The organism is Prosthecobacter sp. Pr1, assembly GCF_057652315.1.
Map to the genome: position 1 here is coordinate 128,370 of NZ_JBYFBS010000018.1, position 25,684 is coordinate 154,053.

The following is a 25,684-nucleotide window of genomic DNA, read 5'->3' on the forward strand; positions in this document are numbered from 1 at the left end:
GGTTCAGCGCTTCATGAGGCCGAGGTGCTTCAAGACGTCATCATAAAAACCGCTTTGATTGGAATACATCGCGTAATTTTTCGCGCTCTCAAACCACGCCTTCGTCGTGGCCTTGTGACGGCCTGCGGCTTTGATGAGGTCCTTGGTGGTCAGCGGGATGACCTTGCCGCTGCGCATGACTTCATTCATCACGTCTTCGGTGGCGAGATCGAAAACCGCCTTGAGATCCGCACCTGAGAAGCCTTCGGTTTTTTTGGCGAGAGCGCGTGGGTCGAGCTCACCGATCGGCTTATTCTTCGCCATGACCTCGATGATAGCCGCGCGCCCCGCTTCATCTGGCGGAGGCACAAACAAGGTGCGGTCAAAGCGGCCCGGACGCCGAAAGGCAGGATCAATGTGCCAGGGGGCATTCGTGGCACCGAGGATGAGCACGCCGTCGTTGTTCGACTCCGCGCCATCCATTTCAGAGAGGAAGGCGTTGATGAGATTGCGGCCGGCGCTTTGGCGCAGGTCACGGCGGTCTGCGGCGAGCGCATCCACTTCATCGAAGAACAGAATGCTGGGCGCGTTCTGGCGCGCGAGCTCAAAGACCTCGTGCATGTTTTTCTCCGATCCGCCGATCCACATGTCGAGAATCTGATGCAGGCCCAGGGCGATGAAGTTGGCTTTGATCTCGCCGGCGGTGGCCTTGCTGATGAGCGTCTTGCCCACGCCGGGCGGGCCGTAGAGCAGCACGCCGCCGCCCACTTTCTTGTCGTAGGCCTTGAACAGCTCCGCGTGCTGCAGCGGGTAGATGATCTTCATGCGGATCTCCTCCTTCAGCGCCTCCATGCCGCCGACGCTGGAGAAATTGAGCTCTGGCTTGCCGAATTCAGCCAGTCCGAGATCGAAGGCGGCACCGCCACGTGGATGGCCGTCATCGTCGTCTTTCTCCTCCTGCACCGATTCGATGAGAGTGCCGCTGGAGGTCATGGCGCCGCGCTTGCGCCCTGAGTTGTCATCCCCTGAGGGTTTGATGCCGTGCAGATCTTTTTCGATGCCCGGGTCTGCCAAAGAGCGGTTCAAGGCGATGCCTTTGTCATACATCGCCTTGGCCTTTGGCAGATCGCCTTCCGTGATGTGAATGCGGGCGAGCAGCAGATAGGCTGCGGCACAGGTGGGTGTGTCGGCCACGATCTGCTCGGCGCGCACTGCGGCCTGCGAGGTCTTGCCTTGAAGCAAAGCCACACGGGCGAGGCCCAGGCGTGCGTCTGCGTGGGCAGGGTCGTCTTTCAACACGCGCTGAAAACTCTGCTCCGCCTCATCCAGCAGGCCGTCATCCAGGCAGGCGTCTGCAAAAAGCATCAGCAACGGCGCGTTGTCGGGCGAATGTTGGAGTGCCAGCCGAAGAGCATCGAGATTTTGAGCCATGTGGCAGACTCCTGCGTGGGGTGGCTGAAGTGGCAAGGTAATTTAATTTCCCAATGCACGTCGATAGGCCGCGATCCTGGCCAGGTAGGCCTGCCACCTGGCCCCCGGACGCCCACGGTCCATCAGGAAGTGCGGGCAGTTTTTGTGGCCGAGATTGCGGTGATCATCGTGGCGGATCATGAGCCAGTGCTGATGCGGGACGACGTGATCCAGAGGAATATTGTACTCCTTCATGAGCCAGGCGGTGAGACGCGCGGTTTTGTCCAGGGTGCGGGCGCGGTCGTTGCCACGGTTTTCGCACATTTCGATGCCGATGGAGGTGCGATTGCCGGGGCCGTCATAGTCGGCGTGTTCGCCACGCTCGTTGGTGGGCATGCTTTGGTAGATGGAATGATCATCCACCGTGAAATGCCAGCCGATGTAGCCGATGGCATTGTGCCGGCCCTTGATCGAGCCGGTTTTCAGCATCTGGGCATGGGCATGGGCTCCGGCACCCCGCGCATGGTTCTCCGTGGCATGGATGGTGATGTAGGTGGGCCGCATGGGCCGGTACTGCCGGCGTGCGTAACGGCCGCTGGGTATCAAATCGACCGTGACACCCGGCGGCGTGCCCTGTGGAACGATGACCGAACAGGCGCTCAAAAGGGCCGCAATGAGAGTGTAGCAGGCGATGTGGCGGAATTTCATGGGTTCAATATGAGCAGTTTACGTGACAAGATCCGCTTCCGGTCCCATGTCGTTATGGAGTTTAGGTAGTTTTTGGTTTCCCTTGGTTTTCGCCGTGCTCGGACAAGGATGCAAAGATTCTCATTTTCGCTCTGCAAGGGCGGCATTTTAACGCGTGAAAAATTTTTACGCCGTGGAACCCTTGAATCTCCGGCGTGAAACGCTTTTTAGCACAATGGATGGGAAAAAGATCTGGCCAAAACACTATATCTTGTGCATGATCCGCCTCGGTCCGCGTCCCATCTAGAATTTATGACGCATGCCGGATAATTTGTCATTTTCGATAAAATTCTAATAAACATCCTTCACTCTGCAACGAAATCGTCATGGAAAAGACCTACAAGATCGGCAATCGCGAGTTCCCCCTCGATCAAGATAAAGCAGAAGCAGCCTTCGCAGCGAAGATGGTGATTAATGGTCGCAAGAGCATGACCTTCAACCTTCTCCCGCTGAAATATCAGTGGGCTTACGACCTGTACCGGATCATGAAGGCCAACCACTGGGAGCCGGAAGACATTCAGATGCAGAAGGATGTGGAACAATGGCGCTCCAACGATATTTCCCAGAACGAACGCTGGATCATCATGATGGGCATCGGCTACTTCAGCGCCGCTGAGGGCATCGTGGGTGACAACGTGCAGCACGTGGTGCGCGAGCTGGTGACCGCCCCCGAACTGAAGCTCGTCCTGGGCCGCCATGCCCATGAGGAGAACATCCATGCGGATTCCCTGCTGTACATGATTTCCTCCCTGGGCATCAACCCGCATGAGTGCGAGGCCATGTTTGAGCAGATCCCGACGATCGTGAAGAAAAACGAATTCGTCACCAGGCACTCCAACAACCTGCGCCGCGATCTGGATCTCACGCTGCTCGAGAACAAGCAGCTGCTGGCGAAGAACATCTTCGTCTTTGGCCAGTGCATGGAAGGCACGCAGTTCTACGGCCTGTTTGGCATGATCCTGAGCCTGTACCGCCAGAACAAGTTCCCCGGCATCGGCCAGATGTTCCGCTACACGCTGCGCGATGAATCGAACCACATCGAAGTCTTCCGCAATCTGTTCATGGACCTCATCGAGGAAAATCCCGACATCTGGACCGCTGACTTCCGTGAGGAGCTGATGAACATCATGCGCGAAGGCGTGGCGCTGGAGAAGGAGTTCATCCGCGACTGCCTGCCGGTGAATGCCGTGGGCCTGAGCGCGGAAGAATTTGAGCGTTACACCGACTACATCGCTGACCGTCGTCTGGACGGCTGCGGTCTCCCGGCGCTGAACCCGGGCATCACCAATCCGCTGCCATGGCTGGCGGAGCTGATGGACATCAAGAAGGAGCAAAATTTCTTTGAGGGCAAGGTGACCGATTACCAGAAGTCCTCCGCGCTCGCCGCCTGTTCCGACGACGATCTTTAATTTCTTTAGATCTTTAATTTATCTCTAATGGCCGGCTTTTCGCTGGCGTTCCTCTGGCGAAATCTCCCTCGCCCCGTTGCTCCTTTCCGCCCACCACCTGCTCTCGTTCATCTCAACCTCGGACCTCCCGCCATGATCACTGACCTGCTCCACGAAGACAAAGCGCTCAAGCGCTACGCCCACCACACCCCCAAGGACCAAAAACCCCAGTTCGAGTGGAGTGCGCTGACCGCAGGCGTGGCCGGCATTCCCATGACGGGAACCACCAAGGTGCGCATCGGCAGCAGCGAGCGTGATTTCGATGTGGGTGAGATCGCCGACACCGTGGGCAATGCGATCACCGATCTGCTCATGGCACGCCAGCGTCAGAGCGAAATCTTCAATGATTCCAACCGCCAGCTGGTGCAGGCCATTTCACGTGCGGTGGCCGAGGAGGTCGCCCAGCGCACCACGGACAATGGCACCGAGGCCCCGATGCTGAGCACCAAGGAGATCTACCAGGTCATTGAGCAGGCGCTGGTACGTCACAACGCCCACGACGTGGCCCGCAGTCTTGCCGAGCGCCGCAAACGCACCGAAACTCTTGCCAACTCCGACGCCAACGACGCTGGCGCGCTCCAACCCATCATGGTCACCACCAAAGTCATCCGCCGCAACGGCCAGCTCGTTCCCTGGAACCACAACAAGATCGAGATCGCCGTGCGCAAGGCCTTCCTCTCCATGGAGATGGATTCCACGCCTGCCGTGCAGGTCGCCGAGTCCGTGAGCCGCGCCATCATCAATGACGGCAAGCAGTTCATGCACATCGAAGACGTGCAGAACCTCGTCGAAGAAGAGCTCATGAAGCAGGGCTTCTTCAAAGTCGCCCGCGCCTACATTCAGTACCGTGCGCTGCGCTCCACCATGCGTTTTGGTGAGGAAGCCGCCGCCGCCATCCAGGACGAGCAGGAGTCCGACCAGCAGCAGACTCTGATCCTGGTGCGTGTTTCCCCCACGGAAACCTTCCTCTGGGACGGCCAGGATCTGAAGCGCCGCATCGACTTCGCCAGCCTGGGCCTCGACCTCTGCGTCAGCCGTGCCGAGATCGAAATGGAGCTGCGCCGCTCCATCTTCAGCGAGATCACCGTCGAAGCGCTCAAGACCACCATCATCCTCAATGCGCGCACCTTGATGGAGAAGGACGCCGACTTCGCGAAGTTCGCCGGCCGCATGCTCCTCACCTACATCTATGAAGAAGTGCTCGGCTGGAGCATCGTGGATCACGGCATCGAGCAGCTGCCGAACTTCCACCGCCGTGGCTTCCGCAAGAACCTCGCCCGTGGCATCGAGATCGAGCGCCTGCACCCGCAGCTTCTCAAGTACGACCTCGACAAGATCGCCGACGCCATCGACCCGGCCGCCGACATGGACTTCGACTTCCTCGGCATCCAGACGCTGTATGACCGCTACCTGATCGTCGACAAGAAGACCAAGCCCTCCAAGCGCCTCGAAACCCCGCAGCTCTTCTGGATGCGCGTGGCCATGGGCCTCTGCGTGCAGGAAAAGGAAAACGCCGAGGACAAGATCATCGCGCTGTACCGCCTCTACAAAGGCCGCCGCTTCTGCTCCAGCACCCCGACGCTCTTCAACAGCGGCACGATGCACAGCCAGCTCTCCTCCTGCTACCTCTACAAGGTGGACGACAGCATCGAGTCCATCATGCAGCGCGGCATCGCGGACAACGCCTACCTTTCCAAGTGGGCGGGTGGCCTTGGCGGCTCATGGACGGCGGTGCGCGGCACCGGCGGCTACATCAAAGGCACCAATGGCGAAAGCCAGGGCGTCATCCCCTTCCTCAAGCTGCACAATGACCAGCTCATCGCCGTCAATCAGGGTGGCAAGCGCCGTGGCTCCGGCTGCGCCTACCTGGAAGTCTGGCACAACGACATCGAGGACTTCCTCCAGCTCCGTGTGAACACCGGCGACGAACGCCGCCGCACGCACGACCTGAACACCGCCAACTGGGTGCCCGACCTCTTCATGAAGCGCATGGAGAACCGCCAGACCTGGACGCTCTTCCGCGCCAACGAAACGCCGGACCTGCACGAGCTCTACGGCAGCGCCTTTGAAAAACGCTACGCCGAATACGAAGAGATGGCCGCCAAGGGCCAGATCTTTGGCCGCACCATGGAGGCGCTGGACCTCTGGAAGAAGATGCTCAAGTCCATCTTCGAAACCGGTCACCCCTGGATCACCTTCAAGGATCCTTGCAACGTGCGCAGCCCGCAGGACCACGTGGGTGTCATTCACAGCTCCAATCTCTGCACCGAGATCACGCTGAACACCAGCTTCGAAGAAACCGCCGTCTGCAACCTCGGCTCCGTCCTCATCGACAACCACCTCGACGACAACGGCAACATCGACCACTCCAAGCTGCGCGAGACCATCCGCGTCGCGGTGCGCATGCTCGACAACGTCATCGACATCAACTATTACCCCACCGAATCCGCGAAGACTGCCAACAGCCGTCATCGCCCCATCGGTCTCGGGGTCATGGGCCTCGGCTATGCGCTCTATCGCAAAGGCCTGCCCTTCGCTTCGAAGGAAGCCGTCGAGTTCAATGACGAGTTCATGGAAGCCGTGGCCTACTACGCCTATGAGGCCAGCAGCGACATCGCCGCAGAAAAAGGCACCTACTCCACCTACAAAGGCAGCAAGTGGGATCGTGGCCTCCTTCCGCAGGACACCGTGGATCTCCTCGCCAAAGAGCGCGGCATGGACATCGACGTCCCCCGTGGCGGCAAGATGGACTGGTCCGGCCTGCGTGCGAAGATCGCCAAGAACGGCATGCGCAACAGCAACGTCCTCGCCATCGCGCCGACGGCCACCATCTCGAACATCATGGGCTCCAGCCCCTGCATCGAGCCCCTGTTCACGAACTTCTACACCAAGAGCAACCTCTCCGGCGACTTCATGGTGCTGAATCCTTACCTCGTGAAGGACCTCAAGAAGCGCGGCCTGTGGAACTCCGAGATCCAGAACAAGATCAAGTACACCGACGGCGAACTCGAAAGCATCGAGGAAGTCCCCGTGGACCTGAAGCGCAAGTACGCCACCGCCTTCGGCATCGACTGGGCCTGGCTGCTCGACGCCGCAGCACGTCGTCAGAAGTGGATCGATCAGTCCCAGAGCGTGAACCTCTTCTGCGGCGAGAGCGCCATGCAGACCCTCTCCCACATGTACCGCGCCGCCTGGCGCAAGGGCCTCAAGACCACCTATTACCTCCGCACCCGCAGCGCCTCCAACATCGAAAAAGCCACCAGCGAAGTCGAGAAGGAAAAGCGCGGCGTCGTCGGCACCCACCACGCCGGCGTGGCCGCTGCCGCTGCCGCTGCGAAGCAGTTCACGGCTGATGAAGCTCTGGCCTGCTCCCTTGAGGCCATGCGGAATGGCGGGACGTGTGAGGCTTGCCAGTAATGTACGAAACGTTTTTTCTCATAACGAAATTTTACACCATAAGCAAAGTTGAAGACTTTGAGGCATCCTCATCCAATTCTGAAGACAGATGATTAACGAAAATAATCACAAGCAGATTGGAGCGATTGTGGTGCCCGCATTCGTTGCCGGAAAGATCGTGATACGAGAATTGGCCGATCGAAATGCTTATTCTACTTTGATTAACCGACTGACTAATTTTGGCTCGATAGAACCTCCATCATTCTTTTCATCAAGGGAGTCGGTAATTCGAAAATTGCTTTCTAATGTCGACACCTTTTCGATCATTTCCATGAATGTGGAGCTTTGTCAGATATCGGGCAGTAACGCTCAGCTGTGGAATGGGGAAGGGCAATGGAGATCTGGCTCCAATTTTCAGAGTAAGGCCGATTCAAAAAAGTTTCTCGGAATCACAGGCGTTGAGCTTGGAGGAAGGGCGTTCGCCCAACTGGACATTACCCCTTGTTTTAAGGAGTTGGAGCCATTTCTCGAAAAGCCGGAGCCGCCTGTGCGATACCATTTTCCTACCTGAAGCTGTGCAGCTGTAGCGGGAACAGCGACTCTTCACTATTTTCGACGAATATCCTAATTTCTGTTTCGCCGACATGATCCCTACCTCCTGATTAGAGAAGTCACGGCCCAAAGCTTTCGGCATGCGTCCAAGGTGAGAATATAGGTCAGTTCCTTTATCGCTCCAAGACGTTTTGTCTCACTCACTGTTTCTTGGAAGCATGAAAAAGAACCCGCCTTTTGAGAACAATCCGACATGGAAACGTGCTGTCATTGATCGCCTTAATGGGGCCTTCGTATGCGCAGATCAGTTGGAGGAAATTCAGACGGAAATTGGCCGGCATCTTCCCAAATTTCTTTACCGCTATCGATCAGCATCCAACATTAATCACGTTGCCAGTTTATTGTCAGGCGAGGAGTGGATGGCCTCTCCACTGACCTTCAATGATCCTTATGACAGCGGTTTCGCGATCAATTTCGAGCGTTTGGAGGCAAGATTCATTACCCCTGGTTTCTTGGAGGAAATTTGGCAGCAACTGAAACTTGATGCAAATTTCGATTTCAAAACCAAGCAGGAGCTTCTGTCGAGGCCACAACCCCTAAATGCTATCATGCATGCGCTTCTGGCGCAAAGTCCCCTTCATCAGGCAAACAAAGATCAGATAGTAGAAGAAGTATGGAGGCGCCAGCAAGAAGCGATGCGCAACAAGATGAGGGATGCTGTACGAATATGCTGCTTCAGTGAGGATGCGGCCTCTATCCTCATGTGGAGCCACTACGCCGACTATCATCGCGGATTCGTCATCGAGTATGACACCGGGGCATTTCCGGATGATCAGCGTTCCGCCTTTTTTCCAGTGGATTACCGAGAGGGACTGCCTGACACCGATGGGGTTTTTCTAGAGCAGACCAAGGCCAATCTATATTGGAGGGTTGCCGCAGCATGCATGAAGGCCATTCCGTGGAACTACGAGCGTGAGTGGAGGATGGTCACTTGGAATGCGGCCTTTCGTGATAAATATAAAGGTAGTGCACACCCGATCCAAATGCCAAAACCAGCTCGTGTACTGTTAGGAGCCAAAATCGAACTTCGAAACCAGCGACTGATCGAGCATGTCTGCAAAGTAAAAGGCATCGACTGCATGCCCATGAAGCTAGCACCGACCGGTTTCCAAATTAATATCGTATCTTAACATTCTCAAAAGCCCAACGGGCTTTCGTCATGCAGCCCAGGAGTGCCGAGCGATAGCGAGTGCTCTCCTGGGAACCGGGGAGATGGGGTCAGGAGATGGGGTCAGGATGCAAATAATCAAAAAACTGCCTCCGCCACCTGGCCCGACTCGATCACATCCCCAAAGCCCACCGGGCTTTCGTCATGCAGCCCAGGAGTGCCGAGCGCTAGCGAGTGCTCTCCTGGGAACCGCACCAGCCACGATCCCCGCAGGATCAGGAACCTCAACGAGGTTCCGTCACCCGAACGTCCCTGCGGCACCGCATCGCCCGTGACGGGACCGCGTTGCGGTCCGGGAATGGGAGGGGGGCGGTGGGGTTGGATTCCCAAGGGAGCACTCGCCAAGGCTCGGCACCCTTGGGCTGCATGACGGGACCCCGTTGGGGTCCAACGCGACGGCGGAACGAGGTCCGTGAAGAATTACGATCTCCCGACCCCGTAACGCGGATGTCTTTTTTCATGCCGCAGACAGAGAACGCGAACCCGCCCAGGCCGTGAAAGATGCCAGGCATTATGTACACATACTCTACCTCACTCTATTGACCCACAATGGATTGCACCACCTGTTGGCATCCGACATTTGGCGCGTAACTGCACGCATACGTAGTGCGCGTGCGCAGCAGACGAGAAAATGATTCCAGACTTTGGGCTGCATGACGGGACCCCGTTGGGGGCCAACGCGACGGCGGAACGAGGTCCGTGAAGAATTACGATCTCCCGACCCCGTAACGCGGATGTCTTTTTTCATGCCGCAGACAAAGAACGCGAACCCGCCCAGGTCGGATTTCATAGAGCACGTCGTATGGAAAGCGCCGCAATTTCACCCGCCGGACGGAGGATGAAGCGAGCCAGAAACTGAAACCTTCCGGGCGCGATTCTATCTGAGCCAGGGCATCCTTGAACTTCGCGAAGAAATCTTCTCCCAGTCCTGCACTCTGCTCCTCATACCAATCCACCGCCTCATCGACCTCCACCTGAACCCGCTGGTGAAAACTGAGCTTCATCGCCGATCACGATGGATCTTGAGCCCGGCCATGAAGTCCTCATGGGACAGTTCCAAATTCGGATCGGCATCCATCTCCTCCGAACGCCGCGTCGCCTCCTCCAGCCAGGCCTGATCGACGGTCTTCTGCCAGTCTTCCGGCACGCTGGCATAAAGCCTGTCCGCCAGCGCCACACGTTCGGCGACTGGCAACGAGAACAAAGACTGGGTCAAGGTGGCCGTGCTCATGGCACGAACCATCCTCAATTTCCCTTCGAAATCCACTGCGAAGTTTTCCACCACGCGGGTGCGAGCTCAGAGCGCAAAACCTTCCCCGTCCCCAAAAGCCCGACGGGCTTTCGTCAGGCAGCCTGGCGTTTCAGAAAGAGCCTGGCCTGAAGTTTGAGAATCGACATCATCCTGCCTGCATAGATGCAGCTCCAGTACTCGGACTCCTCATCACGAGCGAGCCGCCCCTCGTTGGCCTTGGCCGCCAGTTCTTCCATGCGGGCTGTTTTGGCAGCGTCTGGCTCGATTTGAACGATGTTTGCCGCTGTCTCAGCCGTGAAGCACGGGCGGGCGGGATCGAGCATCCTTTCGAGGCTGGAGAATGCGTTCATGACAAATGGAGTCTGCCGCACCGTCTGACGGGCGCAACCCTGCTGTGTGAGGCAAGATGCCAGGCATGAATGGGACTCGGATAAGACGAGATGTCCTGCACATACGAGAACGCGACAGCGTCTTGGAGTGCGTGCGGCAAGCCTAAGCGCGACGCCGCTTTCGCAGGCCGGACGGCAGGCTCAGGCCAAAGAATGTACAATACCCCGCGAAAGCGGTGTCGTCGATGCAGGCTTGCGCCGTGCATCTGTGCCACCGCATTGATTCGCTGCGCTCACCCTTCGGGCAGCCTGCGGCTGTCTACCTCCGCTTCGCTACGGTTCCAAGACGCTGTCGCGCTTCTCCAGTCTCAGCAGACCAAGTACCATTCACACCAGTCATTTTGCCCACGCCTGCGCTGATTTGCTTCCAGTTGCAAAGCTTTGCACACAGGCCGGGACGAGATCGTGAAACAGGCCAAAATGGCTTGATTAAATACCGGATCATACCATAATATATCCGTGGTTATCATACCATAAACGAGTGCCTCGCCCGCCTGTCTCAGTCCGGCGTTTGGAAGAAAAAGATGCCGGCCATCATGGGCATTCAAACCGGTTTCAGCATTGCCTCCAGACACCTATGGAAACACACCTGCCCATCCTCATGGAAGAGATCCCCCAGCAACGTCCTATGCGCCGCAAGTGGCTGTTTCCCTCGCTGGACATCGACAGCCGTGAGATCAGCGCGGAGGTGGCCAGGCAGCGGCATTGCGATCATCTGCGGCGGGAGCCTCGTGTGGCGCTTCAGTCGGACGGCAAGCCTTTCTATCGCATCCAGTGTCCTGACTGCGGCCAGAAGCTCAGCAATCAGCTCCCACACTCCAGTATCCCCAACCGCGAGAGGTGCCCGCAGTGGAATGAGGAGCTGTACCAGAGGCGTCTCCGCGAGGGCGTTGATGCCTACGGCCAATGCCGGGAAGCGGCCATCGCCAGGCGGAAGGCGGAGTGGCGGGCTGTCTATCGTCGCTATCTGGCATCTGCTGACTGGCAGTCCGTGCGCCAGCGCGTTTTGAGGAGGTCCTGGGTCACCTGCGAAGGGTGTTGGGAGGCTCCGGCCACGGAAGTCCACCATCTGACCTATGCCCATGTGGGTGATGAGTTCCTCTTCGAGCTTGTGGCGATCTGCCGCCCCTGCCATGAGCGCCTGCATCCCAAGTCTTCGACCGGCTATCCGGAGCTTCTGGAACGGCACCTGCAAAACGTTCATGTTTACGGAAGCTGAACTCCGCTTTTGAATACCACTTCATACCACAACACAACCATGGTGATCCAGCCAGAAATGATTGCCGCGCTGCTTGCCTCGGGCCGGCGCTTTGAACTCACGCCCGAGGGTGGCGTGATCGTGGATGCGGAGCCATCCAAGGCCGGCAGGCGTGCCGAAAGGAACCGCCGCTACTATGAATCACAGCGTCTGCGCGCGTCTGAAAACGTCTTACCATCGTCTGAACCCGTCTTGGAGTGTCTGGATGCGTCTGCATCGTCTGAAAATACAACACCTCTCCCCCTCTCTCCCTCCCTCCCCCTTTCCCCTCAGACTCCCCTTTCCCCCGCCCACCCACACGCCCCCACACCTGCACATGAGCGCACGCCCGCGTACGTACGCGAGGCCGCGACGGGTCACCCAGCGCAGCCATGGGCAGCGCAACCCCTGTCAGCGGCACCGAAGCCCAAACGCCGTGGACTGCCGGTGGACGACGCGATGTGGCTCGCGCACCTCGCTGCGAACCCGGCGTATCAAGCCCTCGACATCCCGGCGGAACTGGGGAAATGCACCGCCTGGTGCGAGCTGAAACAAAAGCGGCTCAGCCGTGTGAGGCTGCTGAACTGGCTGAACAAAGCGGACCCGCGCATCAACCCCACATGCCTGGAGTCTCCTGGCGGCACAGAGCCCCCAGCAGGCCGTGGAACCCAGGCGGAGCTGGAGGCCTACGCGGTGCAGATCGGACTGCCGGCCAGCGATGGCGCCTCGATGTTCAACCACTGGGAAGCGAACGGATGGGTGAACGGCCAAAACGCGATCAAGGACTGGCGCGCGGGGCTGCGCAAGTGGCGCGATCAAGGCTGGCTGCCTTCGCAGAAGGTGATTCACCGGCCCGTACCAGCACCAGCGCCCTCGGCACGCAGCGATACCGCGAACCGGCCGGGACGGTATGCGTAGGATCTCACCGCGCCCGTCAAAGCATCACGATCCCACGCTGCCATCTCGCGGATGCCTTTTTCGTGCCGGAGGCAAAGATCGCGAGTCCGCCCGGGTCTGATTTCATCGAGCACATCGCATGGGCGACGCTGCAGTTCTATATCACGAGCACTTATAAACAGGTCTGTGTGCTGGGCGCAGCGGGCTCAGGACGTAGGCCGGTCGTGTTTGGCGTCGAGCGCGTGTCCATTGACTACCGTCTCCTCCGCCAAACCGCCCGGCTATGAGCGTCTTCGCATGCCGGGGTGATTGCCGTGCGCTCGCAGACGGGCGGGGTTCGTAGGGCGGTCGTGTTTGGCGTCGAGCGCGTGTCCATTGACTACCGTCTCCTTCGCCAAACCGCCCGGCTATGAGCGTGTTCGCATGCCGGAGTGTTTGCCGTGCGCTCGCAGACGGGCGGGCTTCGCCACGACCGTCCTACGGCTTGCGCGGCGCGGTGTTCGTAGGGCGGTCGTGTTTGGCGTCGAAGGCGGTTCTTTGCCCTGGCATTTCCTTCGCCAAACCGCCCGGCTATGAGCGTGTTCGCATGCCGGAGTGTTTGCCGTGCGCTCGCAGACGGGCGGGCTTCGCCACGACCGTCCTACGGCTTGCGCGGCGCGGTGTTCGTGGGGCGGTCGTGTTTGGCGGCGAGCGCGTGTCCATTGACTACCGTCTCTTTCGCCAAACCGCCCGGCTATGAGCGTGTTCGCATGCCGGGGTGATTGCCGTGCGCTCGCAGACGGGCGGGCTTCGCCACGACCGTCCTACGGCTTGCGCGGCGCGGTGTTCGTAGGGCGGTCGTGTTTGGCGTCGAGCGCGTGTCCATTGACTACCGTCTCCTTCGCCAAACCGCCCGGCCATGAGCGTGTTCGCATGCCGGGGTGTTTGCCGTGCGCTCGCAGACGGGCGGGCTTCGTACTCATGCTGCCGACTGTCCCCACTTGGGGCGAATATCCCTCGCTGTTTGCAACGGCTTGATTCTCCAGTGTTTCCGGGAACCTTGGTGCATGAAGGCCCCTCAATCCCTTTCCATCGCCGAGCAGATGAAGGTGCTGCAATCCCGGGAGGATGTGGCGACGTTTTCGCTGGCACATCTGGGCCTGCCGCCGGAGTGGCGGGACACGAATGAAGAAGGCAACACGGAGCGCTGCCAGGAGGCGGTGAACAAGGTCTTCACGCTGACGCGCAAGGACATCGAGGACAGCCTCGCGGCCCAGGGCCTGCAGCCCGAGAACCTGCCTCCGGTGAGCACCGAGGTGGGATCAAGAGACGGCAGCTACTTCATTTCCAAACGGCGCGGCGAGTGGGAGTTCTACTATCAGGAACGCGGTTCCCCCTGGGCGGGCACCACCTTCGATGACCTCGCCGAGGCGCGGAAGTTCCTCATCAACTACTTCATCCCCGTCTGGCTGGATCACCTCCACGTGCCGTGCCGCACCAAGACAGGGAAAAAGATCTTGTCATTGTAAGCCCTGCGTTTGCCTCTGACATTGGACGGGCATCCTTCCTGTGGTGCCTGATCTTCCCTTCGTCATCGCCCGTATCGCGGCAGGACTCATGACCAACGCAGCAGAGGCATAATCTCCGTCCATGCTCCAAATCACACCTCGTGATTCAATCCCAAAAATGCTTAGACATTCCCGCGTTTATGAGTCATACCCCACGCACTTATGATTCGTGAATGGCTCAGATCCCGGCGACGTGAAAAAAAGATCACCCGAATGGAAAGGTTGTTCGGCAAGGAACCCGTGATCCGCAGCGGGCCCTTCAAAGGCATGAAGTTTTATCTGCCAGGCGAGTCTGACTCCATGATCCGCCAGCTGATCAATTCAGCCATCGTGACCAAGCTGGTGGGAAGCTTTGAAGAGCCCATCCAAGGCTGGATCCATGACATCGCCGCCAAAAAGTATGATCGCATCATCAACGTCGGCTCCGCCGAAGGCTATTACGCCGTGGGCTTTGCCTTCACCAAGGTCACGCCGCGCATTGTGGCGTTCGACATCGTCGAGCGGCCCCGGCAGATGCTGGAAAAGCTGGCCACGCTGAACAACGTCCTGCCGCAGATCGAGATCAACACCTTGTGCGACTGGAACCAGTTGGAGAAACTCTCCGGCCCGAAGACTCTGGTCTTTTGCGACATCGAAGGCGGCGAGGCCGACCTGCTGGACCCCGTCAAAGTTCCGAACTTGAAGTATTCCGATTTTATCATCGAAACACATGACTGCCTGGTGCCCGGAGTCACCAATCTGCTCATCGAACGCTTCCGCCTGACCCATCAAATCGAGGTCCAGTCGGACACCGAGCGCCAATGGAAGAAATATGACTGGCCGCAGGCTTTCACCGACCGCATGAAGCGCGGCTGGACCAACGAAGGCCGCCCCAAAGGGATGCTTTGGCTGCGCCTGACCAGCAAGCTGTAAGAGCCGCCCCGGCATCGCCTTTGCCTGCGTCAAAAGACCGCCGCAGGTCATGGCCACGTCTTCCAACGTGACCATGCTCAGGGCTTGAGTCCGCCTTAGATCGCCACTTCGGCATCTTCGTCACCCGCATCCACCAGCGACTTGGTGATCATGCCGGCAGCGACGGTGTTGTTCGTCTGTTCATCGACGAGGACGAAGCTGCCCGTGGTGCGGTTCTTGGAATAGGGGTCGAAGAAGATCGGGGCCGCGCAGCGGATGCGGATGCAGCCGATGTCGTTGAGGGAGAACTCCTTGCTCTCGGTGGTTTTTTCCAGCGTGCTGATGTTCACCTTGTAGAGCACGTCCGTGACGACGGCGCGCACATCATTGGTGGTGTGGCGCAGATGGAAGCGGCTGCGTGGCTTGAGCGTCTTCTTGTCGGCAAACCAGCAGATCATGGCATCAAACTCGTGGCTGGTCTGCGTGGGCTCATTGGCCTTCACGATCATGCCGCCACGGCTGGTGTCGATTTCATCGGCCACGGTGATGCTGTAGCTGAGCTGCGGGATGGCTTCTTCCTGCGGGCCTTCATAGGTGTGAATGCCGGTGATCTTGGACTTCATCTCGGACGGATACACGAGCACGTCATCGCCCACGCGGAAGGTGCCGCTGGCCATGCGGCCGGCGAAGCCACGGTAGTCATGCAGATTGCCCAGCTTGGCATCTTCACGATCGGAGATCGGGCGAATGACCCACTGCACGGCGAAGCGTGCTTCATCAGCCGCAGTTTCACTGTGCACCTGGACGGTTTCAAGGTGCTGCAGGAGCGAAGGGCCGGTGTACCACGGGGTGTTCTCGGACTTGTCCACCACGTTGTCACCATTGAGCGCGCTCATCGGGATCGGCGTGACCTTTGGCAGCTGATCGAGGCCTTTGGCGAAGGCCTGGAAGTCAGCCACGATCTTGTTATAAACGGCCTCATCGAAATCCACGAGGTCCATCTTGTTCACCGCCAGCACGATGTGGCCGATGCGCAGCAGGCTTGCGAGGAAGGTGTGGCGCATGGTCTGCTCGATGACACCGAGACGCGCATCGATCAGGATGATCGCAAGATCTGCGGTGGAGGCACCCGTGACCATGTTGCGCGTGTACTGAATGTGCCCCGGAGTATCCGCGATGATGAACTTGCGCTTTGGCGTGGCGAAGTAGCGGTAGGCCACATCAATCGTGATGCCCTGCTCGCGCTCGGCACGCAGGCCGTCGGTGAGCAAAGCGAGATTCACGTGGGCATCGCCACGACGCTTGGAGGATTCTTCGACGGCGAGAAGCTGGTCTTCGAAGATGGATTTGGAATCATACAGCAAGCGGCCGATGAGGGTGCTTTTGCCGTCATCGACCGAACCAGCGGTCGTGAAGCGGAGAAGAGAGGATTCAGTAGGGTTGAGAGTGGTGGTGGTCATAATTCAGTCAATTCTGCGCTGCCAGTAATCGGGGCGGCGTTTGTCGTGGGCCACGGCGATAATGATGACGTTTGTGGCAGACGGGAGGTAGATGTGGTTGAAAGGGTAGCGATCCACTCGGACGGCACGAGCTTTGCTCTGTTTAGAGACGGGATGGAAATGGCCAGGAGTGTTGCTGATTTTGTCGAGTGTGGCGGACACCTCCTCAAGGAACTCTGAGGCGGCCCGCTCACTGTGTTTTTGATACCAGGAATAGCTTTGCTTGAGGTCGCGTCTTGCGCCGGCGTGGAAGTGAAACGTCATGAGTCTGTCCGCACCTGAGCTCGAAGCTCGGCCAACACTTGTTCGGCAGGGATAAGTTCCGCCGTTCCCGACTCGACTTCTGCAATGCGGCGATTGATTTCTTCCATCCACTCCGGTGAAAGCGAAACCTCCCTGTCATCAGCATTCTCGCCACCATGCAGGCGATCTGACAAACGATTCAGCAGTTCATACTGATCGTCGATTGGAAGCTGCTCAGAGACTTCCAAGAATGACTCAATGGTAAGTGGAGGATTCGCAGTCATGGCATGGAGAATAGCACGATTTCAGGAATCAGAAATAGCCCTCTTTTTTGCGGTCCTCCATGGCGGTTTCAGAGCGCTTGTCATCGGCACGTGTACCGCGCTCGGTCTGGCGTGCAGCGGCGACTTCGGCGACGATTTCATCAATCGTGCTGGCGGTGGATTCGACGGCGCCGGTGCAGGTGGCATCTCCGACGGTGCGGAAGCGGATGGTCATTTCCTTCACCTTCGGCTTCTCTTCATCGAGCAGCGGGATGATGCCGGTGCTGGCATCGAGGAGCTGGCCGTGGCGCTCGATGATCTTGCGCTGGTGGCTGAAGTAGAGGCTTGGGAGAGGGATGTTTTCCTGGCGGATGTATTGCCAGATGTCCATCTCGGTCCAGTTGCTCAGAGGGAAGACGCGGAAGTGCTCGCCGAAGTGTTTGCGACCGTTGAAGATGTTCCAGAGCTCGGGGCGCTGGTTCTTGGGGTCCCACTGGCCGAACTCATCGCGGTGGCTGAAGAAGCGTTCTTTGGCGCGGGCTTTTTCTTCATCGCGACGACCACCGCCGAGGCAGGCGTCGAACTGGTTTTCTTCGATGGTGTCGAGAAGCGTGACGGTCTGCAGCTTGTTGCGGCTGGCGTTGTGGCCTTTTTCTTCCTGCACGCGGCCTTCGTCGATGGATTTCTGCACAAGACCCACGGTCAGCGTGGCGCCGATCTCCTGCACGAACCAGTCGCGGTATTCCATGGCCTCAGGGAAGTTGTGGCCGGTGTCCACGTGGAGCAGCGGGAAGGGCAGCTTGGATGGGTAGAAGGCTTTGCGCGCCAGCCAGGCCATGACGATGGAGTCTTTGCCACCGGAGAACAGCAGCGCGGGCTTTTGGAACTGCGCGGCCGTTTCGCGCAGGATGTAGATGGCCTCGGATTCGAGGAATTGGAGATGGGTGATCGCGGACATGAGACGGTTAAATTAAAGGATCTTGAAAATGCGGAGGGAGTTGATGACGACGATCAGCAGACCGACGAGCACCATGAAGGGCTTGTGCGGGATGTGCTTCGCGGCCCACGCAGCGAGAGGCGCAGCGATGACACCGCCGATGGCGAGCGCAAGGATGATGTTCCAATGCGTGAGGCCGATGGTCAGGAAGAAGGTGATGGAAGCGGCGAGTGTGACGAAGAACTCCACCGCGTTCACGCTGCCAACGGTGATGCGCGTGTCATTGCCACGGATGATGAGGTTGGAGGCGACGATGGGGCCCCAGCCGCCGCCGCACATCGCATCGACCAGCGCGCCGAAGAATCCCAGCGGGGCGAGGTGCGTGGTGACCTTGCGTGGTGGCACACGGGTGAAAGCCTTGGCGATGATGACCACGCCCATGACCACGAGATAGATGGAGATGTAGGGTTTGAGCACCTTGCCGTCGATCGAAGTGAGAACGTAGGCACCCACGACCGCGCCGATCACGGCTGGAATGAGCAGCCGGCGAAACAAGACGCGGTCCACATTGCCAAACGCATGATGAGAGATGCTGGAGGCTCCCGTGGTGAAGCACTCCGCTGCATGCACGGTGGCGCTGACCACCTGGGGTGACACACCGAAGACGGACAGCAAGGATGAGGCGCTGACGCCGTAGGCCATGCCGAGTGCTCCGTCGATCAATTGAGCGACGAAGCCGGCCAGCACGTAGAGCGCGAATTCTTGAGTCAGGAATTCCATGAACGCTTACGCTTTGTCGGTGACGAGCTTGGCGTGCAGGCCGCATTCGTGCTTTTCGTCGCCTTTGGCAGGATCGTAGTAGGTGCGCTCGTTCGGCAGATTGTGCTCGGCCAGGTAGGCGTCCATCTCAACCGGTGTCCACTCGAGGATGGGGTTCACCTTGAGGCAGTTGAATTTGGCATCCCACATGAAGGGCTGCAGCGTGGCGGCACGCTGGGGGTTCTGCTCCTTGCGCAGCGCGGTGATCCAGACTTTCGGAGCGAGCTCGCGCATGCCGCGCTCAAAGGGCTCCAGCTTCATGATGCGGCTGAAGGACTCCACGCGCTCGACTTCATCCGGCATTGGCACCTGGCCGCCGTTGAGCGCCAGCCAGTGCGCGGCGGTCATTTTCGGCAGGTAGGGTTTCAAATTGAGGCCCAGCCGTGCGCGGCTCTTCTCGGCGAAGACGTAGGTTTCAGGGAGATTGGTGCCGTGATCCACCCAAAGGATCGGGATGTCCTGGCTCTGCTCCGTCGCGAGATGCAGAATGACAGCCTCATACGGACGGAAATTCGTGGTGACGATGGCACCGCCGTCGGCATGAGCGAGGGCGGTCTTGATGATTTCCTGGGGCGACTGGCCACGGGCGGCATCGTTGAGAGCTTGGATTTGGTCGGGATTCATGCGAGGGGCGCGGAGTATTCACCTGATTCCCGATGTGTAAAGTAGGAAATTGAAATTCAGGGCGGAATTTGGGCAAGAAAAAGGGCGCGGAGGTGATCCGCGCCCTGATGAAAATAAACTGTTCGATCGCTTATGCCTGGAGGGCAGCAGCCTCGACAGCAACAGGCTCGATGTTCACGCGACGACCATCCTTGTCGAAGAGGACTTTGCCATCGACGAGAGCGAAGATGGTGTGGTCACGGCCAAGACCGACATTGCGGCCTGGAACCCACTTCGTTCCGCGCTGGCGGAGGATGATGTTGCCTGCGATGACGGCTTCACCGCCGAATTTCTTGACGCCAAGACGCTTGCTCTGGCTGTCGCGACCGTTTTTGACGGAACCTTGTCCTTTTTTATGGGCCATAAGAAGTGAGTATTAAAAATTAAGCGTTGATGGCGGTGATCTGCACGAGGGTCAGCGGCTGGCGGTGACCACGGGTCTTGTGGAAGCCCTTGCGCTTGCGGAATTTGAAGGTGGTGGCCTTGTCAGCCTTGTGCTGCTTGATCACCTTGGCGGAGACGCTGGCGCCTGCCAGGGTCGGAGCGCCCACGGTGATGCTGCTGCCTTCGCCGGCGGCGAGCACTTGGTCGAAGGTCGCGGTGTCGCCTTCTGCAGCTTCGAGTTTCTCCACGTCGAACTTGTCGCCCACGGAGACTTTGTACTGCTTGCCGCCTGTTTTGATGATTGCGTATGCCATAACCTGAAAAGTAAGAGTTGCCCCGTCATTTTGGGACGAGGGGCGCGGAGGTTTCCACACCTCGACCCATTCGGCAAGGGAAAACTTCCCTCGAAGGCTTTAGAATTGTTAAAATAAGGCCGTTGGGGGCTGAGAATTGCCAAAAAAATGTGTCAGCGCCTCCATCATGCCCTCGCTGGCGTAGCGCGTGGCGATGAATCCGCCGCGTGAATGCACGATCTGTTTCACCGGCTCCACCGCATTTCCGGGGCAGGCGATCATGCGGGCATGGCGCGGATCCAGCATGCTGAGGTCATTGAAATTGTCCCCGGCGGCAAAACAGGCCGAGGCATCCAGTCCAAGCAGGCGCGCCAGTTCGCTGAGCGCGGTGCCTTTGCTGTAGCCGCTGTGCGAGAAGCGCAGGTAGATGCCGTTGCGGTGGTAGCCGATGTCCGGGAACTGCTGCGCGTGCGTGTCGATGTAAGCACAAATGCCGTCGAGTTCGAGGTCGCTGGTGCCGACAATGCCCATCTCACCCTCACCACCAGTGATGAACGAGGCCTGGGTCTGTGTCTCCACCATGCGGCGGATGTCTTGAAGCGATGCCTGGTGGTCTTTGGCGAACCGCTCCTGGGCACGCCGCGCCAGCCGGTTCCAGGAGCCGTAGTCCGTCCAGCGGCTGAAGAAGCCCGGCTTATAAATGTCACTCTCCCGCGCGATGATGAAATCCGGCTCCATGTAGATGCCATGCTGCGCGAGCCCTTCGATGGTCTGGCTCAAGCCACGGCCCGTATTGATCACCCACGCCGCGCCCTGTCCGCGCAGCAGTTTGATCATCTGCCCGAGACCTGGATGAAACACGGGCTCTCTCTCGGGATGTATGAGAGTGCCATCGAAGTCGAAGCAGAGAATGAAACGATGTTTGGAGGCAGCCATGAATAGGGGCGCGCATTCATGCCGCGAAAGAGCCCGGCTGCAAGACCGCGATCACTCGCCAGAAGGCCAGAGTGCAGAGCGCCCACAGCACCGTTTCATAGATCACGAAGACTGGCAGGCGCATGTTGCGCCGGCGCGCACGATGCACCAATGCCTCGCTGGCCCAGAGCAGGCTGAGCACCAGCGGCGGATACAAGGCCAGATGACGATTTCCCCAGGTGAGCACCGGCATGTCCCAGCCGAAATCTAGCGTGCAGGCCACAAAGGCCAGAATGCTGAACAAAGCCAGCGGGGCTGTTTCAGGATGCAAGGCCTGCCCGGCATGCGCCGCACGTGGCGCCACGAACGCGATGATCAGCAGCAGCAGGCACAAAATGCTGGCCAGAACGCTCACAAACACCCCGCGTTCATGCGGCAGCGAATCAAAGCTCCAGGGGAACTGCAGCACGGCTCCCATCATTTTCAGCCCGCCGTGCCAAAAGCGCTCCTGCCTCTCTTTGGGTGAATGGGTTGCAAGGTAGTTGGCATAGCTCGGCATCTCGCCAGCGGGCACAGCCTGCAAAGCTTCGCGCGTCCGATGCACCGCCGTCCACTGCTGCATGGCGGTTTCATTTTCAAACCACCGCCAGTGGAAGGGCGTGGCGTCTCCCAGTTTCTCCTTCGAGTACGCCATCATGGGGCCGACGGTGATCAGATGGCAGGCCACCAGCAGGACCATGCCCAGCCAGTGATTCCGCCACACCCACAGAGACGTGCCGCGTTCATGGGGCAGGTGGGCCAGGACCCAGCCCCACAGCCAGCGCAGCGTGCTCACGGCGATGAAAACCAGCACCAGCGTGGTGGTGGTGGGCAGCGTCAGATTCGCCAGCGCCGAGAACAGGCCGATCAACCCGTAAAGCCAGAGAGAATTGCGTTTCAACGCCGCCACGCAGCAAACCCAGGTGAGCAGAAACAGCAGCTGAAACAGCACATCCGGTGAAAACTCAGCAGTGGAAGGCAGCAGCACACCAAAGCCGATGGTCAAAATCGTGAGCAACGCCGCCGGAACCGAAAACGCCCGCGCCGCCGCCAGTCCGAGCATCATCAAAAAGCCCAGGCTCACTCCCATGAGCCAGCACTTGCTGGCCCCAAGCACCCGCTGGTCCTCCTTGCTCAAGGGGCCGGAGGACAGGGGCTGCTCCGCGCCGACATTCCATGCGGCCAGCCAGGGCCAGATGGGGCGCACCACGCCATCCGTGCGATGGGGCAGCCAGTCGTTCAGCGGCTTGGAAACGCTTTTGGAGAAATCCGGCGTCAGATCCTTCCGTGTTTCGATGGCGGCGTTCAGATACATCCGCTCATGCTCCGGAAGGGGATCTGAACGGGTGATCCCCTGCCGCTGAAAGGCCCGCATGTAGCACCAGGCAAAAAAGATCAGACAAACGAACATCACCACCCAGCGGCCGCCGCGCAGCCATAGTTTCGTTAACTGCAGATACACGGACTTGACCGACATGCGGACTGCGGGGTTGGCGTGAAACGGGTTATTTCTTCGGCCGCACCTTGATTTCCACGCGGCGGTTCATGCCCTGCTGCTCCGGCGTGCCGGCGGTGCTGACGATCGGCTTCGACTTGCCCATGCCCACGGCCTGAATGCGGTCGGTTCCCAGGCCAAGCGATTCACGCAGCCAGCTGACCACCGCAGTCGCACGGCGGATGCTGAGCTCGAGATTGTAGTCCTCACCGCCGAAGCTGTCGGTGTGGCCTTCGATGATGAAGAGCGAATCCGGGTTTTTTTGAATGAGGAAACCCAGCTTCATCAGGCTGAGGCGTGCCGCTTCGGCGAGCTGGTCGCTGCCATACTCAAAGAGCAGATCGGTGGGCATCAGAATCGGGGCCGTGCTGCCACCCATTTTGCCACCGCCGCCAAGCAGATCATCCAGATTGCTGAAACCCTTCACACGTGCGCCTGAAGCGGCCGTCGTGCTCTGGCTTTTGACAGCGTCAAGAAGGCCGCTGTCCATCTTGCCTCCCTCGCCGGGGTCTGCGGCACCGGCATCCAGCAGCATTTGTTTTTCTGAGATGGGTTTGGACAAGACATCCCGGCGCACGCTGGCCATCTCCGTGGCGATGTCCGGCCCGTCCATGGCCGCTGGGGCGAGCAGCTTCGCCATGTCAACGCCTTTGGAGGTGCCGGGCGCACCGTCACCGGGATCGTTGGCGCGGATGAAATTAGTGATCTCCTTCACGTTCGGCGTGAGGTCGATCTCCTGATTCTTCGGCAGTTCCTGCAGCTTGTCGAAGTCATCCAATTTCGGCTCAAAGGCCTTCATGTCGGGCACGTTGCCGGGAGCGATGATTTCCGGGATCTCCTGGATGGCCTGCTGGTCTTTCAGCAGCTGCTCGCTGATGCGCACGCGCTCCGGCACATCACGCGGCTTGGTGGGGGTCACATTCGAGATGCCCAGCGTGTCAAAACCGACCACGAGCATCATGTGAAACACCACGGAGAGGATGAGCGCGAACATCACCCACCATTTCAGGCTCCAATCGTCACGAGAACGAAATGAGGACTGCGGAGTGGTCCATTCAGGGGGATGGGTGACTGCGGCCATGACAAATGCAAAGCTACCACGGTGACAAAAGATTGCACGCAGCACTTTCGCCGTGACATCGCCCCCGCTGAATTCGTATTCTGGAAGCTCACCCACACCCCAACACCATGAACCGCCGCCACTTCCTCACCACCAGCACCGCCGCCCTCGCAGGCTCGCTCGTTGTCCCCACCAGCAGCCACGCGCTGGAACTCACCCAGGCTCCCCTGCCCTACGCTCCCGAAGCCCTGGAACCCCACATCGACGCCCTGACGATGAACATCCACTTCGGCAAGCACCACACCGCCTACATCGCCAAGCTCGGTGATGCACTCAAGGCGGCGAACATCAGCAAAACCGACGCCATCGAACTGGTCTCCGACATCAAATCTCTCCCCGAAGCCTCCCGGATGGCCATCCGCAACAACGGCGGCGGCCACGTGAACCACACCTGGTTCTGGAAATGGATGGCCCCGGCTGGCAGCGGCCCGACCGGCCCTGAAGGCAAGCTCGGTGAAGCGATTCAGAGCACCTTCACCAGCATCGACGACTTCAAAAAACTCTTCGGCGAGGCCGGAGTGAAGCGCTTTGGCTCCGGCTGGGCCTGGCTCATCGTCACCAAGGACGGCAAGCTCAAGATCACCTCCACACCCAATCAGGACAATCCGCTGATGAAGGGCATCGTCGATGCCGCTGATCTTGGCACTCCGATCCTCGGCCTGGATGTCTGGGAGCACGCCTACTACCTCAAGTATCAAAACAAGCGCCCCGACTACATCGCCGCATGGTGGAACGTCGTGAACTGGGCGGAAGTGGCCAAAGGCTACGCTGCCGCAAAGGCGTGAGCCGCTCCACCGCATCACGCTCATGACCGAACTCATCGAGGTCAATCTCATGGAGTTGAACCAGTTGTTCAACTCCCTGGACCCCTCCCCGTTCCATGAGCGTGATCTGGATCACGATGCCGAGGAATTCATCGTCAGCTGGGCGCAGGAACACTCGCGCAAACACGATTTGAAGCTCGTCGTGCATCTGGCGAAACGTCCCGTGGATGTCGCCGATGCACAGAAGCTCGTCGCCAACTCCATCGCCCATTACTTTGAGTATCGCGCCGAAATGACGCTGCGTGAATTCAAGCGCCTGATACGCGAGGGGCGCGCGTCCTTCCTGATCGGCTTGCTCTTCCTCGGCACCTGCCAGTTCACCGCCACGCTGATCACCCCTGCCGATGGCAACTGGCAGTCCGTCGCCCGCGAAGGTCTCACCATCATCGGCTGGGTGGCCATGTGGAAGCCGCTCGAAATCTACCTCTACCGCTGGTGGCCCCTGCTCGCCCTGATTAAACTCTACCAACGTCTCAGCCGCATGCCCGTCGAAGTCCGCTGCTCAGTCTGAATTTAAGCTTTATATTTTACACCAACCCATCCAATGAAAACGCTCCTCACCGCCCTCCTTCTTTTGCTCCCCACGCTCATGCTTGCCGCAGACCCCGCCAAACACGTCAAAGCTGACGAAGCCGCCAAGATCATTGCCGACGGCAAAGTGGCCGTCATTGATGTGCGCACGCCCGACGAATTCAAAGACGGCCACATCCAAGGCGCGAAGAACATCGACATCATGGCGAACGACTTCGAAGCCCAGCTCGGGAAACTCGACAAGACCCAGCCCACCCTCGTTCACTGCCAGGCCGGTGGTCGCAGCACACGCGCCCTCAAGGTCTTTGAAAAACTCGGTTTCACGAACCTGATCCACTTGGATGAAGGCTTCGGCGGCTGGGCAGCGGCGGGCAAGCCGGTGGTGAAGTAGCGTTGCTGGCAGCCGATCTTTGCGTCAATTTCTTCCGCCATGCCTATCACATTGACGCTTGATGACGATCTTGCTGCGCTGCTCCACTCCGCAGCGCAGCAGAAAGGGCAGCCCGTGGCCGAAATGGCGTTTAGCCTGCTACGCACCGCACTCAGCAAGCCGGCGCAATCGCTTCCGGCTTCCACCCCATTTCGCATCCGTCCTCATCAGGGTGTTTTTGCACCCAGAGTTCCATTGCGAAAGTTGAACCAAATGGCTGATGAACTCGATGTGGACGCCTTCCTGGCACCCTAAT

29 protein-coding genes are annotated in these 25,684 nt (G+C 59.0%); 12 read left to right on the forward strand and 17 right to left on the reverse strand.

Features of this window, described 5'->3' with window-relative positions:
- Window positions 1-3: 3 nt before the first annotated feature.
- Together AC24GY_RS23465 and AC24GY_RS23470 are read right to left on the reverse strand one after the other, a co-directional pair.
- The gene (locus tag AC24GY_RS23465; protein ID WP_487687854.1) at window positions 4-1,410 is read right to left on the reverse strand and encodes an ATP-binding protein; all 1,407 of its coding nucleotides are present in this window, start codon (window positions 1,408-1,410) and stop codon (window positions 4-6) included.
- Window positions 1,411-1,452: 42 nt separating this feature from the next.
- Complete coding sequence (locus AC24GY_RS23470; protein WP_487687857.1) at window positions 1,453-2,097, reverse strand: peptidoglycan recognition protein family protein; 645 nt, start codon at window positions 2,095-2,097, stop codon at window positions 1,453-1,455.
- A gap of 365 nt (window positions 2,098-2,462) precedes the next feature.
- Here AC24GY_RS23470 and AC24GY_RS23475 point away from each other — a divergent pair, with 365 nt between their 5' ends.
- The 4 genes from AC24GY_RS23475 to AC24GY_RS23490 all read left to right on the forward strand — a co-directional run bounded on the left by AC24GY_RS23475 (window position 2,463) and on the right by AC24GY_RS23490 (window position 8,722).
- Window positions 2,463-3,545 (forward strand): ribonucleotide-diphosphate reductase subunit beta, encoded by a 1,083-nt coding sequence (locus AC24GY_RS23475; RefSeq protein WP_487687860.1) that lies wholly within the window; start codon window positions 2,463-2,465, stop codon window positions 3,543-3,545.
- Between the two features lie 132 nt (window positions 3,546-3,677).
- Window positions 3,678-7,001 (forward strand): ribonucleoside-diphosphate reductase subunit alpha, encoded by a 3,324-nt coding sequence (locus AC24GY_RS23480; RefSeq protein ID WP_487687862.1) that lies wholly within the window; start codon window positions 3,678-3,680, stop codon window positions 6,999-7,001.
- 88 nt (window positions 7,002-7,089) lie between these two features.
- Window positions 7,090-7,551, forward strand: a complete 462-nt coding sequence (locus AC24GY_RS23485) for a hypothetical protein (RefSeq protein WP_487687864.1) — start codon at window positions 7,090-7,092, stop codon at window positions 7,549-7,551.
- Between the two features lie 199 nt (window positions 7,552-7,750).
- Window positions 7,751-8,722 (forward strand): DUF2971 domain-containing protein, encoded by a 972-nt coding sequence (locus tag AC24GY_RS23490; RefSeq protein WP_487687866.1) that lies wholly within the window; start codon window positions 7,751-7,753, stop codon window positions 8,720-8,722.
- A gap of 745 nt (window positions 8,723-9,467) precedes the next feature.
- On the opposite strand, the gene AC24GY_RS23495 is transcribed toward AC24GY_RS23490, so the two are convergent.
- The 3 genes from AC24GY_RS23495 to AC24GY_RS23505 all read right to left on the reverse strand — a co-directional run bounded on the left by AC24GY_RS23495 (window position 9,468) and on the right by AC24GY_RS23505 (window position 10,362).
- Window positions 9,468-9,764 carry a type II toxin-antitoxin system RelE/ParE family toxin gene (locus AC24GY_RS23495; RefSeq protein ID WP_487687869.1) on the reverse strand — a complete coding sequence of 99 codons (297 nt, stop codon included), beginning with the start codon at window positions 9,762-9,764 and terminating at the stop codon, window positions 9,468-9,470.
- Window positions 9,761-9,991: an addiction module protein gene (locus AC24GY_RS23500; RefSeq protein ID WP_487687872.1), complete on the reverse strand. Its 231-nt coding sequence runs from the start codon at window positions 9,989-9,991 to the stop codon at window positions 9,761-9,763. The genes AC24GY_RS23495 and AC24GY_RS23500 overlap by 4 nt, the downstream gene beginning before the upstream one ends.
- Before the next feature lie 113 nt (window positions 9,992-10,104).
- Window positions 10,105-10,362 (reverse strand): hypothetical protein, encoded by a 258-nt coding sequence (locus AC24GY_RS23505; RefSeq protein WP_487687874.1) that lies wholly within the window; start codon window positions 10,360-10,362, stop codon window positions 10,105-10,107.
- Between the two features lie 616 nt (window positions 10,363-10,978).
- Here AC24GY_RS23505 and AC24GY_RS23510 point away from each other — a divergent pair.
- Window positions 10,979-11,620, forward strand: a complete 642-nt coding sequence (locus AC24GY_RS23510; protein ID WP_487687877.1) for an HNH endonuclease — start codon at window positions 10,979-10,981, stop codon at window positions 11,618-11,620.
- 9 nt (window positions 11,621-11,629) lie between these two features.
- The gene (locus tag AC24GY_RS23515; RefSeq protein WP_487687879.1) at window positions 11,630-12,556 is read left to right on the forward strand and encodes a hypothetical protein; all 927 of its coding nucleotides are present in this window, start codon (window positions 11,630-11,632) and stop codon (window positions 12,554-12,556) included.
- Window positions 12,557-13,338: 782 nt separating this feature from the next.
- Here the strand turns inward: AC24GY_RS23515 and AC24GY_RS23520 are convergent.
- Entirely contained in the window at window positions 13,339-13,497 is a 159-nt protein-coding gene (locus AC24GY_RS23520; protein ID WP_487687881.1) for a hypothetical protein, read from the reverse strand.
- A gap of 84 nt (window positions 13,498-13,581) precedes the next feature.
- On the opposite strand from AC24GY_RS23520, the gene AC24GY_RS23525 reads away from it, so the two are divergent.
- Both AC24GY_RS23525 and AC24GY_RS23530 read left to right on the forward strand, forming a co-directional pair.
- Window positions 13,582-14,043 carry a hypothetical protein gene (locus AC24GY_RS23525; protein WP_487687884.1) on the forward strand — a complete coding sequence of 154 codons (462 nt, stop codon included), beginning with the start codon at window positions 13,582-13,584 and terminating at the stop codon, window positions 14,041-14,043.
- Window positions 14,044-14,295: 252 nt separating this feature from the next.
- On the forward strand, window positions 14,296-14,994 hold the full coding sequence (locus AC24GY_RS23530; RefSeq protein ID WP_487687886.1) for a hypothetical protein: 699 nt from the start codon (window positions 14,296-14,298) through the stop codon (window positions 14,992-14,994).
- Between the two features lie 95 nt (window positions 14,995-15,089).
- On the opposite strand, the gene AC24GY_RS23535 is transcribed toward AC24GY_RS23530, so the two are convergent.
- From AC24GY_RS23535 to AC24GY_RS23585, 11 genes are all read right to left on the reverse strand, one after another.
- A complete protein-coding gene (locus tag AC24GY_RS23535) occupies window positions 15,090-16,433 on the reverse strand; it encodes a sulfate adenylyltransferase subunit 1 (protein ID WP_487687888.1) in 1,344 nt (447 codons plus the stop codon).
- Between the two features lie 3 nt (window positions 16,434-16,436).
- Window positions 16,437-16,736, reverse strand: a complete 300-nt coding sequence (locus AC24GY_RS23540; RefSeq protein WP_487687891.1) for a type II toxin-antitoxin system RelE/ParE family toxin — start codon at window positions 16,734-16,736, stop codon at window positions 16,437-16,439.
- Entirely contained in the window at window positions 16,733-16,999 is a 267-nt protein-coding gene (locus AC24GY_RS23545; RefSeq protein WP_487687893.1) for an addiction module protein, read from the reverse strand. The genes AC24GY_RS23540 and AC24GY_RS23545 overlap by 4 nt, the downstream gene beginning before the upstream one ends.
- Window positions 17,000-17,027: 28 nt before the next feature.
- Window positions 17,028-17,936: a sulfate adenylyltransferase subunit CysD gene (gene cysD, locus AC24GY_RS23550; RefSeq protein WP_461527193.1), complete on the reverse strand. Its 909-nt coding sequence runs from the start codon at window positions 17,934-17,936 to the stop codon at window positions 17,028-17,030.
- 12 nt (window positions 17,937-17,948) lie between these two features.
- Window positions 17,949-18,695, reverse strand: coding sequence for a sulfite exporter TauE/SafE family protein (locus AC24GY_RS23555; RefSeq protein ID WP_487687896.1), 747 nt, complete (start codon window positions 18,693-18,695; stop codon window positions 17,949-17,951).
- Between the two features lie 6 nt (window positions 18,696-18,701).
- Window positions 18,702-19,358 carry a phosphoadenosine phosphosulfate reductase domain-containing protein gene (locus tag AC24GY_RS23560; protein WP_487687899.1) on the reverse strand — a complete coding sequence of 219 codons (657 nt, stop codon included), beginning with the start codon at window positions 19,356-19,358 and terminating at the stop codon, window positions 18,702-18,704.
- A gap of 130 nt (window positions 19,359-19,488) precedes the next feature.
- Window positions 19,489-19,761 (reverse strand): 50S ribosomal protein L27, encoded by a 273-nt coding sequence (rpmA, locus tag AC24GY_RS23565; RefSeq protein WP_487687901.1) that lies wholly within the window; start codon window positions 19,759-19,761, stop codon window positions 19,489-19,491.
- Between the two features lie 19 nt (window positions 19,762-19,780).
- Entirely contained in the window at window positions 19,781-20,095 is a 315-nt protein-coding gene (gene rplU, locus AC24GY_RS23570; RefSeq protein WP_397385322.1) for a 50S ribosomal protein L21, read from the reverse strand.
- A 108-nt stretch (window positions 20,096-20,203) separates the two neighbouring features.
- Window positions 20,204-21,010, reverse strand: a complete 807-nt coding sequence (locus tag AC24GY_RS23575) for an HAD family hydrolase (protein WP_487687904.1) — start codon at window positions 21,008-21,010, stop codon at window positions 20,204-20,206.
- A 16-nt stretch (window positions 21,011-21,026) separates the two neighbouring features.
- Window positions 21,027-22,505, reverse strand: a complete 1,479-nt coding sequence (locus tag AC24GY_RS23580; protein WP_487687906.1) for a hypothetical protein — start codon at window positions 22,503-22,505, stop codon at window positions 21,027-21,029.
- A gap of 28 nt (window positions 22,506-22,533) precedes the next feature.
- A complete protein-coding gene (locus AC24GY_RS23585; RefSeq protein ID WP_422316198.1) occupies window positions 22,534-23,604 on the reverse strand; it encodes an OmpA family protein in 1,071 nt (356 codons plus the stop codon).
- 107 nt (window positions 23,605-23,711) lie between these two features.
- On the opposite strand from AC24GY_RS23585, the gene AC24GY_RS23590 reads away from it, so the two are divergent.
- The 4 genes from AC24GY_RS23590 to AC24GY_RS23605 are packed head-to-tail and all read left to right on the forward strand — an operon-like array spanning window position 23,712 to window position 25,683.
- Window positions 23,712-24,428 carry a superoxide dismutase gene (locus AC24GY_RS23590; RefSeq protein ID WP_422316200.1) on the forward strand — a complete coding sequence of 239 codons (717 nt, stop codon included), beginning with the start codon at window positions 23,712-23,714 and terminating at the stop codon, window positions 24,426-24,428.
- 22 nt (window positions 24,429-24,450) lie between these two features.
- On the forward strand, window positions 24,451-24,978 hold the full coding sequence (locus AC24GY_RS23595) for a hypothetical protein (protein ID WP_487687909.1): 528 nt from the start codon (window positions 24,451-24,453) through the stop codon (window positions 24,976-24,978).
- A gap of 33 nt (window positions 24,979-25,011) precedes the next feature.
- Window positions 25,012-25,389 (forward strand): rhodanese-like domain-containing protein, encoded by a 378-nt coding sequence (locus AC24GY_RS23600; protein WP_487687912.1) that lies wholly within the window; start codon window positions 25,012-25,014, stop codon window positions 25,387-25,389.
- A 39-nt stretch (window positions 25,390-25,428) separates the two neighbouring features.
- Entirely contained in the window at window positions 25,429-25,683 is a 255-nt protein-coding gene (locus AC24GY_RS23605; RefSeq protein ID WP_487687916.1) for a hypothetical protein, read from the forward strand.
- Window position 25,684 lies beyond the last annotated feature (1 nt).

Coding starts and splice junctions, on each gene's coding strand:
- AC24GY_RS23465 (WP_487687854.1), bottom strand. CDS start 1,410: ATGGCTCAAAATCTCGATGCTCTTCGGCTGGCACTCCAACATTCGCCC.
- AC24GY_RS23470 (WP_487687857.1), bottom strand. CDS start 2,097: ATGAAATTCCGCCACATCGCCTGCTACACTCTCATTGCGGCCCTTTTG.
- AC24GY_RS23475 (WP_487687860.1), top strand. CDS start 2,463: ATGGAAAAGACCTACAAGATCGGCAATCGCGAGTTCCCCCTCGATCAA.
- AC24GY_RS23480 (WP_487687862.1), top strand. CDS start 3,678: ATGATCACTGACCTGCTCCACGAAGACAAAGCGCTCAAGCGCTACGCC.
- AC24GY_RS23485 (WP_487687864.1), top strand. CDS start 7,090: ATGATTAACGAAAATAATCACAAGCAGATTGGAGCGATTGTGGTGCCC.
- AC24GY_RS23490 (WP_487687866.1), top strand. CDS start 7,751: ATGAAAAAGAACCCGCCTTTTGAGAACAATCCGACATGGAAACGTGCT.
- AC24GY_RS23495 (WP_487687869.1), bottom strand. CDS start 9,764: ATGAAGCTCAGTTTTCACCAGCGGGTTCAGGTGGAGGTCGATGAGGCG.
- AC24GY_RS23500 (WP_487687872.1), bottom strand. CDS start 9,991: ATGAGCACGGCCACCTTGACCCAGTCTTTGTTCTCGTTGCCAGTCGCC.
- AC24GY_RS23505 (WP_487687874.1), bottom strand. CDS start 10,362: ATGAACGCATTCTCCAGCCTCGAAAGGATGCTCGATCCCGCCCGCCCG.
- AC24GY_RS23510 (WP_487687877.1), top strand. CDS start 10,979: ATGGAAACACACCTGCCCATCCTCATGGAAGAGATCCCCCAGCAACGT.
- AC24GY_RS23520 (WP_487687881.1), bottom strand. CDS start 13,497: ATGAGTACGAAGCCCGCCCGTCTGCGAGCGCACGGCAAACACCCCGGC.
- AC24GY_RS23525 (WP_487687884.1), top strand. CDS start 13,582: ATGAAGGCCCCTCAATCCCTTTCCATCGCCGAGCAGATGAAGGTGCTG.
- AC24GY_RS23530 (WP_487687886.1), top strand. CDS start 14,296: ATGGAAAGGTTGTTCGGCAAGGAACCCGTGATCCGCAGCGGGCCCTTC.
- AC24GY_RS23535 (WP_487687888.1), bottom strand. CDS start 16,433: ATGACCACCACCACTCTCAACCCTACTGAATCCTCTCTTCTCCGCTTC.
- AC24GY_RS23540 (WP_487687891.1), bottom strand. CDS start 16,736: ATGACGTTTCACTTCCACGCCGGCGCAAGACGCGACCTCAAGCAAAGC.
- AC24GY_RS23545 (WP_487687893.1), bottom strand. CDS start 16,999: ATGACTGCGAATCCTCCACTTACCATTGAGTCATTCTTGGAAGTCTCT.
- cysD (WP_461527193.1), bottom strand. CDS start 17,936: ATGTCCGCGATCACCCATCTCCAATTCCTCGAATCCGAGGCCATCTAC.
- AC24GY_RS23555 (WP_487687896.1), bottom strand. CDS start 18,695: ATGGAATTCCTGACTCAAGAATTCGCGCTCTACGTGCTGGCCGGCTTC.
- AC24GY_RS23560 (WP_487687899.1), bottom strand. CDS start 19,358: ATGAATCCCGACCAAATCCAAGCTCTCAACGATGCCGCCCGTGGCCAG.
- rpmA (WP_487687901.1), bottom strand. CDS start 19,761: ATGGCCCATAAAAAAGGACAAGGTTCCGTCAAAAACGGTCGCGACAGC.
- rplU (WP_397385322.1), bottom strand. CDS start 20,095: ATGGCATACGCAATCATCAAAACAGGCGGCAAGCAGTACAAAGTCTCC.
- AC24GY_RS23575 (WP_487687904.1), bottom strand. CDS start 21,010: ATGGCTGCCTCCAAACATCGTTTCATTCTCTGCTTCGACTTCGATGGC.
- AC24GY_RS23580 (WP_487687906.1), bottom strand. CDS start 22,505: ATGTCGGTCAAGTCCGTGTATCTGCAGTTAACGAAACTATGGCTGCGC.
- AC24GY_RS23585 (WP_422316198.1), bottom strand. CDS start 23,604: ATGGCCGCAGTCACCCATCCCCCTGAATGGACCACTCCGCAGTCCTCA.
- AC24GY_RS23590 (WP_422316200.1), top strand. CDS start 23,712: ATGAACCGCCGCCACTTCCTCACCACCAGCACCGCCGCCCTCGCAGGC.
- AC24GY_RS23595 (WP_487687909.1), top strand. CDS start 24,451: ATGACCGAACTCATCGAGGTCAATCTCATGGAGTTGAACCAGTTGTTC.
- AC24GY_RS23600 (WP_487687912.1), top strand. CDS start 25,012: ATGAAAACGCTCCTCACCGCCCTCCTTCTTTTGCTCCCCACGCTCATG.
- AC24GY_RS23605 (WP_487687916.1), top strand. CDS start 25,429: ATGCCTATCACATTGACGCTTGATGACGATCTTGCTGCGCTGCTCCAC.